The organism is Methanobrevibacter sp. (assembly GCF_045114555.1).
Lineage (GTDB): Archaea > Methanobacteriota > Methanobacteria > Methanobacteriales > Methanobacteriaceae > Methanobrevibacter.
The window spans coordinates 17,327-29,288 of record NZ_JBGUKT010000005.1; the positions used below are offsets into that span (position 1 = coordinate 17,327).

Here is an 11,962-nt window from a genome sequence, read left to right on the forward strand (position 1 = left end):
TAATTTATTAAATAATTTATTCGATGTCTATTTTAGTTTTAGGAACTATTCTTTTTGGAATTGTTACGAATAAGGTTCCATTGTTGTGTTTTGCAGTAATTTCTTCTTTTACAATGTCTTCAGTTAAAGTAACTGTTCTGTCTGCTTCACCTGCTTTGATACCGGAAACAATTAAAGTTGCTGGGTTTTCTTCAGTACTTTCAATGTTTTTCATGATGTTGTCAAAGCATGCTTTGATGGTTACAGAGTTGTTAGTTGCTTCAATGGAGATGTCTTCTTTTTCGATACCTGCTAAGTAAGCTTGTAAGTAGTAGAAATCTTTGTTTTCTGCTAAGTCGATGCTGATATTTCCGGTTGCAACGGTTTCTTTGTAGCCTTGGTATCTGGTATCGAAATTCTTTTGAAGAGCTTTCATTGCAATAATGGTGTCATCGATAGTTTTACTAAGGTTTTCACCAACTTTTCCTGCAACATCTTTACTTTTGTTTAAGGTTTCATCGAATTTTTCTTTGTTAGCCTCATTTCTTGCTTCAGCTTTGGTTCTGAAGTCTTCTCTGAATTTTTCTGCTTTTTCTTTTAATTCGTCAGATTTGGAAGTTTCTACTTCTACGTCAACTTCTTCAAATTCTACTTCAATGTCTTCTTTTACATCTTCAGGCATTTTAATATCTCCTTTACATTATTTTTTAAAATTCATAAAACTTGTACCTATGTTTTATAGATAAAAATTTTTATAAATTATAAACATGATCTATAAATTTTATAAAATTTTTTATAAAACTTAGTGTACATTTATTTCTAATGTATACTATATAACTCATATCTTATAAATATTTCTATGAATTGTATACGATTAATTGATTTAGTATACAAAATTACTAATTTTTTTAGGATTTTTCTCAAATTTTTTAGAAATTAAAAAAATTTAGAATTTTTTAGTATACTTTTTATTCACAATGTATACTAGTAACTCATCATTTATAAACTTTTCTATTTTAGTAATAAAAAGTTACTAAAAGTTTTGATAAAAATAGTTACTATAAAAAATCAGAAAATAATTCATTTAAGGAAAAATTAGTTAGAAAGTAAAAATTAATAAAAATAGGGGTAGAAAAAAATTAAAAAAGAAAATATGAAAAATTACTTAAGTTAAATCAAAGTAATTTTCATCATCTTCATATCCCTCTTCTTCTTCAACTCTTTCTCTTTTTTCAACTTTCATAATTAAATCGATGATCTCTCCGATACCTTCTCCTTCTGCAGCTGAGATAAGCAATGGGTCTTCACATTTATCAATGTACTGTTGTACATAATCATGTCTTATGCCATCATACTCAGCAATATCCATTTTATTGAATAAGTAGATGATAGGAGCATCAAACACATTTTGAATCTCTTCTAAAAGATTGTATTGATTTTCAAGAAGGTATCCACAGGTTTCAGATCCATCAAAAATGAACAATATTGCATCTGCCAAGTGTTCAAGAGCTACCATAGCATTCAATTCAATATCATTCATGTCTCCAATAGGCCTATCCAATAAACCGGGAGTGTCAATGATTTGGTAATGCTGCCATTTTTTCTCAAAGTGTCCTATTTGAATACCTTTTGTTGTAAATGGATAGTTAGCCACTTGAGGCTCTGCATCTGTAATGTGGGTAAGCAATGTTGATTTACCTACATTTGGGAAACCTGCAATTACAATGCTTATTGCATCAAAGTCAACGGTAGGCATGTTTCTCAATGATTGCTTTGCAAAGTCAAGAAAATCAAGGTCCTTTTCAATCTTATGAACAACTGAAGAGATTCTTCCATAAGCCTGTTTTCTAAGGCCAGTTGCCCTTTCAGAAGAGGATTTTCTGATTTTTGCACCATATTCCTTTTCGAGCTGGGTAATAATACCATAAGCCCAATTAAGTGCACCTAATGCTTGCTTGAAATCATCTACACCTACAGTGATGTCTATATAATCTTGATAAAATTCAGGTAACTCTTCGATTTCAGGGGTACGGTCCAAGATCATTTTAAGTCTATCTTTAATGACTTGGCAAGCAGTGATTACTCTTGTCTCTTCAATACGTTTGCCCTTTAAGTGTTTAGGCATCTTTTCTCCTCTTCTCAAATCCGCTGCCTTCTTACCTCTTCTGAAACCTTTATCTAATAATTCATCTGGAGTTGGAATAGTTGGTAACATCATTTTTTATCACCATGTAATCATAATAATTTATTTTTTTAATAATTTTAATAATTCTAATAATTCTAATGATTCTAATAAAATTTGATAATTTAATAGTTTAATATTTAATAATTTTAATAATTATAATTCTATTATTTAAGTTAATACTTTTATAAAAAGCTTTATTTAAATATTTGCCCTTGGAATTTGTATACTTTTGTATTTTTATCTAACCATGCATCTGGTCTAAGTCCTGCCTTCATGCAAGTGTGGGATAGGAACTCTTCTTTGTCCATATTGTGTTCTGGAGCCACTTGTGGCAAGAGCAATCCTCGGTAGAATCCACGTTCAACAATCAATCCATCTTCACCAATTATGATATTTTCTAGATAATCGATTGGCTTTTCAACTTCAATGATTTGTGGCTTGGTCAATACAGTGATCTCATATTCAAGTGAATCCAATTCGCTTTCATCAACACTTGGAAAACGTGGATCTCTCATTGCTGCAGAAATTGCTGAATCAATGACAGCATCAATCAATGGGTAAACAGGTTCAGGGTAACCGATGCATCCTCTTAGATTATTGTGCTTGTTCAATGTGACAAAAACTCCAAGTTCCTCATGCATATATTCTGGACAATCTGAAGGTGTGTCAATTTTTCTATTTTCCTTAACATATGTTTCAATAGCATCTTTTGCTACACTTAACAAATATTTTCCATCATCTTCACTTAACATATTTTCACCTTCAAATTTTTCATTGATTTTTTTTAAAATTTTAATGTAAATTTTTTAGAAATTTATCTAAAATATCATTTTTAGACTACTTCATCTACATATTCATTTATCAATTTGTTTACTATTTATTATCAATCGTTTATTTTGAATGTAGCTTCAATTAAATTGATGGTGTGATGAAATTATTATAAAATTAATTTTTATAAATATTAGTTGCTTCCACCTACCATTGCATTCAAGATTCTGGTGTGTGGTCCACCATCACCGACTGGTGCAGTTTGTCCACCTTTACCACAGTAACCTACACTAAGCTTGAAATTTGAACCTATTCCATCAACACCCTTAAGTGTTTCAAGAATGTTTCCAGATAATGACACATCACGGAAGTGATCTTTGAGTTCACCATTTTCAATCTTGTATGCTTCAGTTGCATTGAATTGGAAAATTCCTTTACCAGTATCAACTTGTCCGCCTCTGGAACCCTTAAGGTAAATTCCATCATTGATGTCTTCTATAAGTTCTTCGAAACTTAAGTCTCCCGGTTCAAGGAAAGTGTTACTCATTCTGACAATAGGTTGGTCACTGACTGATGACCTTGCATTTCCAGTTAAAGGAAGTCCTAATTTTCCTGCACTTTCTCTTGATGTGAGGAATGATACAAGCTCTCCATTCTTAACGATTTGATTCTTTCTGGTTTTGACTCCTTCAACATCATATGGGTAATAGCCGAATCCATCCTTATAGCTAGAATCATCATAAATGTTTACAATGTCAGTTCCAATTTTCTTGTTCATTTGATCATGCAATATGGAATCGTCTTGAAGTACAAGGTCTGCCTCAACAGCATGCCCTACAGCTTCGTGAATGAATACTCCTGTAAGGTTGTTGTCAGCAACAATTGTGAAGCGTCCTGATGGAGCAGGCTTTGCATCCAATAGTTCGGTTGCTTTTTCTCCAATCTTTCTTCCAAAGGATTCGATGTCTGCATCCTGCAATATTTCAAATCCTTTCACTCCACCTAAACTGCCATGATTGAATTGAATCAGTTCTCCATTTGAAGCAACTGCATTAAGTGCAAGTGCCACTCTTGAGCTGTCTACAAGAATCTCGCTTCCTTCACTGCTTACAAAAGCGGTTTGGCTTTCACCGTCTGAATAGCTGACTGTTGTACTTACTACCTTTCCAACATTGCTTGCCTTGTTTGCTTCCTGAATCAATTCCTTCTTATCTTCAATGGTCACGTCACTTACAGAAATTTTTCTATCAGTCTTCACCTTGTCTTCAACTATTTCACATTCTGCAAGTTCAATGTCTCCTGTGAGTGAGTTTGATATTTTGATTGCCTTTTCACTTATCTCTTCCAATTTGGAAAAGTCATTAGTGGAAGCGAATCCCCATGCTCCATTGTTCAATACCCTTATTCTTGCAACAGTGGAAAGGCCTGTGTTGATTTCTTGAATTTGATTGTCTTTCATGATTATGCTTGTATTGTTTCCTTTTCCTGCTCTTATGTCAGCATAATCAACCTTATCATCAATTTTAGTTAATATTTTTTTAAATAAGTCTATATGTTCTTCCATTTTAAGACTCCTTTTTCTAATTTTAATATTTTTTATATTTTTTTAATTTAATTTTTTTTATAAAGTTTTTTTTATAAAGTTTAATCATTATTATTTTATTGTTTTTAATAAATATAACTATTCATAAATATGATTTTATTATAATAAATTATAAATAAAATTTAAAAGATATTATTATTTATGACTAAACATGAACTAAAGGTTAAGCCTATTGAGAATGGTACTGTAATTGACCATATTCCTGCCAATAAGGCGCTTCAAGTATTGAAAATATTAGGTCTCCCAAAGGAAGGAACTAATGTAACACTTGCTATGAATGTTTCTTCAAAATTAGGCTATAAGGATATTGTGAAGTTTGAAAACAGGGAGTTGGAACATACTGAAATAGATAAGATTTCCTTAATAGCTCCTGATGCAACCATTAACATTATACGTGATTATGAAATTGTTGCAAAGGATCAGGTTAGAATGGTAAAGGAATTAAATGGAATTGTAAAATGCACCAATCCTAAATGTATTTCAAATACTGAAGAACCTATTGAAAGCAAGTTTTATCTTGTTGAATCAGATCCAATTACAGTAAGATGCCATTATTGTGAAAGGTTGGTTCAAGCAAATGAGATTTATAATCAATTTGAATAAATTTTTTATTTTTTTATAAATTTTTACCTTCTTATAACTCTTATTAAGTTATGTCAAGTACTTTTAAAACTATTTTTGAGGTGTTTTTATGTGGGAAATGATTTGGCCTATTTTATTGGTTATACTGTCTAATACAGCCTATAATATCTGTACCAAATCAACTCCTTCAAATGTAAATGCCTTCGGTACATTGATGATAACCTATACAGTTGCAGCAGTTTTAACTGCAATAATTTTTGTTTTTCTTGTCAAGCCTGAAAATGTCATGGTTGAATTGTCTCATGTAAACTGGACTTCCATTGTTTTAGGAATGGCAATTGTAGGTTTGGAATTGGCTTATATCTTCGCATTTCGTGCAGGATGGAAAGTTAGTTCTGCATCCCTTGTTGCAAATATTGGTTTGGCTATAGTCTTGCTATTTGTTGGTGCAATCTTATATGGTGAAAACATTACTTTAAAACAGTTGATGGGGATTTTAATCTGTTGTGTGGGTTTGTTTTTAATTAATATGGGTTAAAAAAGAAAAATAACTATATTTTTACAATACTTTATTTTGAAAAATTATTTTTATTAATTTTTATTAAAAAAAGAATTAAAGAAGTTAAATAACTTCTTCAATTAAATGATTAACTAATCTTAAGGCTAATGCTAAAATCAATAATATAGGTGGTTTTCCTGGAGACATTGGGATTACACTTGCATCTCCAACATACAAACCGTCTATTTCTGTTTTTAAGTTATTGTCAACCACATCTCCAATAGCTGCAGTTCCTCCAGGGTGTGCACCTCTAAAGATTGTTGAAGTCATGGTTGTTGGATCGACACCTGCCTTTTCAAGTATTGAACCTGCTGCAGCACAGCCTTGAGCCAATCTTCGGATGTCATCAATTGTATTGAATTTGAATATGTTTCCATCTGCATCAACAGTACCTACCATATCGTCTTCAACTTTAACCATAATGCTTAAGATATCCTTATCTTCAACTTCAGGGTTTGATTCCTTGATGTATTTAGCAATAAATGATGAGAAATGAGGTGCAAGGATGTATTCTTTACCTATTGCAAGCCCATTCATCTGAACTTCGCTATTGAAATTAATATCCTTTAAATATCCTCCAACACTTACAAATGGGTCAAAGAAGAGTTTATTTCCTGCATCAATTCCTGATTTCTGAAGGATCACTGCACTGTCAACTGCTCCTGCACAGAGGATTACCAAGTCAGAGCTGATATTTTGCTTGATATTGTCCTTGATGTATTCTACTCCTGTGATTTTCTTATCTGAAAAGATAACTTTTGTGACTTCAGCATCTGTAATTAGTTCTGCACCATTTTCGATTGCTATATCTACAAAGTCTTTTCCACTCCATTTTGCATCTCTTGGACAACCGAATGAGCATTTTCCACAAGGCTTGCAGTCCTCATCCCTTATGAATTTAGGCATTCTGATTGCTTCAAATCCTAATTCATTTGCACAGTCCATGAAAGCTTGAGTTCCCTTACCGATATGTTCATCATCCATTTGATGAATTCCTACTAACTCTTCGATTTTGTCATATTCAGCAGATATGTCTATTCCAAGTTCCTTGAATTCATCTTCAAGAATCCTTACGCCATTTCCTGCAGCTACGATTGTGGATCCTCCAATACAAGTTGTCTTCAATAAGTCGACACTGTTTGTATTTTTCAAACGCTTATCGTAGTATTTCATGTCATAATATTCAAATGAATCCTTGCTTTTTATGTATGGTCCTCTTTCTATAATGGTAACTGGAATGTTTGCCTTTGCAAGTTCCATAGCTATTAATGAACCTCCAGCACCTGTACCTATAACTATAACCATTTTTTATCTCCGTTGTTTTTTTTTATTAAATATATTTGTTTTATCATTTAATTAATATTTTATTAAATTTTAAAACAGTTTAATCCCTTCATATTAATATTTATTTTTATATTATAAATACTTAACAATTGTTATATTTTTATAAATGATTTTTTATGGAAATTTTAGAAATGGAATAATAGAATAAAAAAAATAATTGGATAATAGAAAAATAGAAAAAAAGAAAGAATAATAAAAATTATTCTTTTTCATAATGTTTTTTTAATTTTAAATCTTGCTTAAGATACAAAGATTTCGATAAATTTAGCATAAGCTGGTCTTGTGATGAACACACCAATTAAAACCCCTATGATTGTAGTGAATGCGAAACCTGCGATGGTACCGATACCACTGCTTCCTCTTGCAAATCCAACATATGCAAGTGGTAACATTGCAGCTATTAATGTTCCTGCAGATGCGAAGATAATGAATAATGCATTTTTAACGTTCATTTGGGTTCTAGTTCTTCTATGTCTTGTGTTTTCACTGTCGTGGTGCAATACCTCATCTGTAATGATGATCTGGTCGTCTACCCCAGTACCTACAGATGCGATTAAACCAGCGATTGCTGCAAGGTCTATATTCCAATGGATAATGGAAGCAACACCTAAGATAATTATTATCTCAGAAATTGTTGTAATCAAAATTGGAATTGTCAAGAATGCTCTTCTGTATCTTATGTATACAACCAATGCAATACCAAGTATGGCTAATAGTCCTGCAATCAAAGCTCCTTGTGCAAATTGCTGACCTAATTCAGGTGAAACTGTATTGGAACCTATAGTGTGAATCTTTACAGGAAGTGAACCTGTTTTTAAAACAGTATAAACTGTATTGGATTCATCTTTTGCAGTTTCAACGTCTGCTGCGCTGCCTGTAACTTCAACTTCCGCTACAGGTTCTCCACCAGCTAATTCTCCAGAAAGTTGTGGTGGATTCTCATCAATTTGCTTTCCATCCAGGTACATCACTACTTCATGGCCACCTTTTCCTTTAGCAAGATCTGCAAAGTTTTTGGCCCCTTCTGTTGTCAATGTAAATGGCACATGCCATTCTCCACTATCCCCAACAACCGGTGCCTCAACTGAAGCCACATCACTACCTGTAAGGACGGTTACATTATCTATTTTAGCTTCAAAAATACCAGGATTTCCAATCAGCCGTTCCACCTCTTCAGGGGTCTTTCCAGCCATTTCAACTATAACCATTTGGTCTCCGCTTGATCTTACCTTTACATCACTTACACCATAAAGGTTAAGCCTTTTATCCAAAACAGAAGTTACAACTTTCATTGTAGTGTCGTTAACTGGATGTTCCAGTTGCAATTGGATGGAAGATCCACCTTTCAAGTCAAGGCCTTGTTCTACACCTAAAAAAGCAATGCTTCCAATACTGATCAATAGGAATAATAAGAGGATAATTACTTGTCTATCTTTAAAGAATTTAGATAAATTGCTTGCCATAATTATTTGCCTCCTTTTCCTTTTTTCTTTTTGGCTTTACGTTTATTGCCTTTAGTTTTTTGTTTTTTATTGGATTTCTTTTTTGAAGATTTTTCGGATTTTGGAATGTTTTCTTCAATCTCTTCCATATTGTCTATTTTTTCCAATTCCTCTTGGATTTTAGACATCACTTCATCATCTTCAACTTCAGTTTTCCTCTTGAGCTTATCCTTTAGACCTAATTTGGATTCTTTTTCTGAAGCTTCTTCTTTAGATTTAGAAGATTTGTTTTTGCTTGAAGATGAACCTACATTATATTTCTCTTGTTTTTTAGATTGTCTCCAATCGATGTAAGTCTTAAGAATTCCTAAGTTCATTAACCAAGTGGAAAGAATATCCCCAATCAATCCGATTACTAAAACTGCGGAAATATTACTTAGTGTAGTCGCTTCAGGCATAATGATCTTGGTTACCACGTATAAAATTCCCATTGCAGCTATTGCCGCAAAGGACATGGTTAAACCGGTGTACATAGCATTTTTAGCACGCTCTTCCACAGTACCTTCTCTTCTTTTCAAAAGTCTGGTTGTAAGAAGAATATCTGTATCTACACTGTACCCAATAAGCATTAATAATGCACCTACAGATGCAATGGACAATGGAATCTTAAATATTGACATTCCTCCAAGAGCAATGAGTATATCACACAATGCTGCAAGGATAATTGCTACAGAGGGTACAGGTTCTCTAAATACAACAAACACAGTAATTGCCATAAACAGGAATGCAAAAATCATAGCAACATAAATTTGTCCCATTGCCTCTTCACTTAAGACAGGTCCAATTTCATTATAGCTGATTACCTTTGCCTTTCCATTTATGGCGCTTGTAAATGTACTTGAATTGATATTGTTTTCCAATTCCACAGTAACCTTATTGTTTCCATTATTTGTAACTTTTATATTGTTGGTGTTCAATTTGGCATCAAGTGTATCTTCCAATTCACTTGGAGTTACAGAACCTAATAGTTGTAACTCTGCTTGTGAACCTCCTTTTAAGTCAACACCTTGTTCTAAGCCGTTAAAACCTATAAGGACTAATGATAAAAGTGCAAGAATAATTGGAATCGCAATTAAGATCTTGTGGTTTTCCATCATTTTCTCTAACATTTTTCTTTTGCACCTAAAATATTTAATTTTTGATTTAATGATTTAGTATAAAAATTAATTTAATGATTGTTTATTCATTAAAAATTATACATTAATAAATTTCTAATTTATAGTATTAAATAGTTTGCTTGATTAATATTTTAATATTTGATTTAATTAGAAAATTGATATCAAATTGTTAAAAACAGCATAAGTTAGTTAAAAAGTTTAAAATAATATAAAATTTAAGAATAAGTAAAAAAAGTAAAAAGATAGATTTAGTATAATGCTAAATCTAAAGTCATAAATAATCTGTCAGTATCCTTTTGGAGTTGAGCAAGACTTTTATCTTTAGTCTTTAAGCTGAATTGCTGAACTACCCTTGCACCTCTTGCCCTAACTTTCATTTCCATTTTTTCTAAAGCGGATTCTCCATCTGAAGTGTTTGTAGTTGTAAACAATACGATGTCTTTTCCACGTAAGTCACATCTGTCAATCAATGTGATGATTGCAGGAGTTGGATTGTTTGCCCAAGTAGGTGTGCCTATGTAAATGGTATCATATTCTTCTAAATCAAGAGTAGGGGGATAGATCTCTGTCTTGCTTTCTCTGAATGCATCGATGGTTGAAGTAAATCTATTTCTGATTCCGTCACGTTTCTTCATATCCTTGATTTGACAGATATCACACCTTAAATTAATTGCAAGTGTTTCTGCAACTACTTTTGTTTTTCCTCCATCTGAATAGTATAAAATTATTCTTTCCATAGTTTTTCCCCTTGAACTATTTTTTTAAAAAATAATCTATTTAAATATTTGCATACAATCAAATATTCGAATTTAGACTATTCTTTTATTTGATTTATTATTTTATTTATTATCTTATTATGGGTGCATTCCAAAGAAGTCCAAACCGGTTTTTTCATCAAATCCACACATGATGTTCATGTTGTGAACAGCTTGACCTGATGCTCCTTTAACCAAATTGTCAATAGCTGAAATGATGACCAATCTTCCGGTTTCATCAATTTCAAAGCAACCGATTTGAGCATAGTTTGATCCTCTTACACTGCTTAAGCGTGGGATTTCTCCATCTTCCAAGATTTGGATGAATGGTTCCCCTTTATAGGTTTCCTTATAGATGTCTAACACTTCTTCACTGGTGACATCTGCACCATCAACTAAGAAACAATGGTTAGTTGTAAGTATTCCTCTGATTACTGGCACCAAATGAGGTGTGAAGGAAACTTTGACATCTGAAAATGCACCAAGTTCCTGTTGGATCTCAGGCATGTGTCTATGTTGGGTTACTTTATAAGGATTTACATTGTCTCCAATGTTTGGATAATGGGTTGATGCAGCAGGATTTACTCCAGCACCGCTTACTCCAGTTTTGGAATCGAAGATCATTCTATCTGCAAGTTTAGCTTTTGACAATGGGTATCCTGACAAGATAGCGCCAGTTACAAAACATCCTGGGTTAGCAAGCAAGGTTGCTTTTTTGATTTCTTCTCTGTGAATTTCAGGAAGTCCGAAAACACCTTTCAAGTCAGAGGTATGTTCAATTCCATACCATTTTTCATAAATGTCAATGTCGTTGAATCTGTAATCTCCACTCAAGTCAATGACTTTTGCACCGGTATCAAGTAAATCCGGTACGATTTTCATTGAAGCTCCATGTGGAGTTGCTGTAAATATGATGTCTGCATCCAATTCACTTGGCTTTTTGTTTCTAAATACTAAATCAGTTCCTCTAATGTGTGGATGAACCTTGTGTACTGGAGTTCCTTCAAATTGTCTTGAGGTTATGTCCACTATTTCAACTTCTGGATGAGCAGAAAGAAGTCTGATCAATTCTCCTCCAGTATATCCGCTTCCACCTACAATTGCTACACTTACCATTTTTACACCTTGATTTTCTTGTTTTTTTGTTGTTTTAAATAATTATCAATTTTATTATTTTTTATCTTTTTATTATCAGTCGTCGTTGATTACATTACTGCAATCCAAGTTTTTCTCTTCCAATTCAGAGTGCTTGATTCTATTGATTATCTTACAGGTACTGTCGAGTTCTCCTTTTCTGTAATCTTTAACTCTTTTTGCTACAGCTTTGATTCCTCTTTTATCCAGTTGTTCCTGAAGCTTTGCAATGTCATGATTTTGGTCTGAACCAATAGCTATTATGTCTGGTTGAATTTCCTCTACAATCTTGAACATATCTCCATCATAACCAATGTAAGCTTCATCTACGGGCTTTAGATATTTGATCATTTCTAATCTTTGATTTTCATCAATAACAGGAATTCTCTTTTTCTTTTTAACAGTTGAATCTCTTGCTATTACAACTACAAGG

Annotated in this window: 12 protein-coding genes; 2 read left to right on the plus strand and 10 right to left on the minus strand. The window is 32.7% G+C overall.

Annotated elements, in window-relative coordinates; genetic code table 11:
* Nucleotides 1-16: 16 nt before the first annotated feature.
* The 4 genes from ACJMLB_RS00805 to ACJMLB_RS00820 form a co-directional block, all read right to left on the minus strand.
* A complete protein-coding gene (locus ACJMLB_RS00805; protein ID WP_295606238.1) occupies nucleotides 17-661 on the minus strand; it encodes an Hsp20/alpha crystallin family protein in 645 nt (214 codons plus the stop codon).
* Between the two features lie 483 nt (nucleotides 662-1,144).
* The gene (locus tag ACJMLB_RS00810) at nucleotides 1,145-2,197 is read right to left on the minus strand and encodes an NOG1 family protein (protein ID WP_405322890.1); all 1,053 of its coding nucleotides are present in this window, start codon (nucleotides 2,195-2,197) and stop codon (nucleotides 1,145-1,147) included.
* A gap of 161 nt (nucleotides 2,198-2,358) precedes the next feature.
* A complete protein-coding gene (locus ACJMLB_RS00815) occupies nucleotides 2,359-2,916 on the minus strand; it encodes a TIGR00296 family protein (RefSeq protein WP_405322892.1) in 558 nt (185 codons plus the stop codon).
* Nucleotides 2,917-3,125: 209 nt separating this feature from the next.
* Entirely contained in the window at nucleotides 3,126-4,496 is a 1,371-nt protein-coding gene (locus ACJMLB_RS00820) for a TldD/PmbA family protein (RefSeq protein WP_405322894.1), read from the minus strand.
* A 180-nt stretch (nucleotides 4,497-4,676) separates the two neighbouring features.
* On the opposite strand from ACJMLB_RS00820, the gene pyrI reads away from it, so the two are divergent.
* Nucleotides 4,677-5,138, plus strand: coding sequence for an aspartate carbamoyltransferase regulatory subunit (pyrI, locus tag ACJMLB_RS00825; protein ID WP_298535394.1), 462 nt, complete (start codon nucleotides 4,677-4,679; stop codon nucleotides 5,136-5,138).
* Nucleotides 5,139-5,226: 88 nt separating this feature from the next.
* Nucleotides 5,227-5,655 (plus strand): EamA family transporter, encoded by a 429-nt coding sequence (locus ACJMLB_RS00830; RefSeq protein WP_405322896.1) that lies wholly within the window; start codon nucleotides 5,227-5,229, stop codon nucleotides 5,653-5,655.
* An 84-nt stretch (nucleotides 5,656-5,739) separates the two neighbouring features.
* On the opposite strand, the gene ACJMLB_RS00835 is transcribed toward ACJMLB_RS00830, so the two are convergent.
* The 6 genes from ACJMLB_RS00835 to ACJMLB_RS00860 all read right to left on the minus strand — a co-directional run.
* Nucleotides 5,740-6,981: a GMC family oxidoreductase N-terminal domain-containing protein gene (locus ACJMLB_RS00835; RefSeq protein WP_405322898.1), complete on the minus strand. Its 1,242-nt coding sequence runs from the start codon at nucleotides 6,979-6,981 to the stop codon at nucleotides 5,740-5,742.
* A 278-nt stretch (nucleotides 6,982-7,259) separates the two neighbouring features.
* The gene (locus tag ACJMLB_RS00840; protein ID WP_405322900.1) at nucleotides 7,260-8,483 is read right to left on the minus strand and encodes a preprotein translocase subunit SecD; all 1,224 of its coding nucleotides are present in this window, start codon (nucleotides 8,481-8,483) and stop codon (nucleotides 7,260-7,262) included.
* A gap of 2 nt (nucleotides 8,484-8,485) precedes the next feature.
* Entirely contained in the window at nucleotides 8,486-9,631 is a 1,146-nt protein-coding gene (locus ACJMLB_RS00845; protein WP_405322902.1) for a protein translocase subunit SecF, read from the minus strand.
* Nucleotides 9,632-9,888: 257 nt separating this feature from the next.
* Nucleotides 9,889-10,377, minus strand: a complete 489-nt coding sequence (locus ACJMLB_RS00850; protein ID WP_405322904.1) for a flavodoxin family protein — start codon at nucleotides 10,375-10,377, stop codon at nucleotides 9,889-9,891.
* Between the two features lie 117 nt (nucleotides 10,378-10,494).
* Nucleotides 10,495-11,511 carry an N-acetyl-gamma-glutamyl-phosphate reductase gene (gene argC, locus ACJMLB_RS00855; protein WP_405322906.1) on the minus strand — a complete coding sequence of 339 codons (1,017 nt, stop codon included), beginning with the start codon at nucleotides 11,509-11,511 and terminating at the stop codon, nucleotides 10,495-10,497.
* 75 nt (nucleotides 11,512-11,586) lie between these two features.
* Nucleotides 11,587-11,962: FAD synthase (locus ACJMLB_RS00860; RefSeq protein WP_405322908.1), on the minus strand; the 376-nt coding region annotated here is incomplete at its 5' end.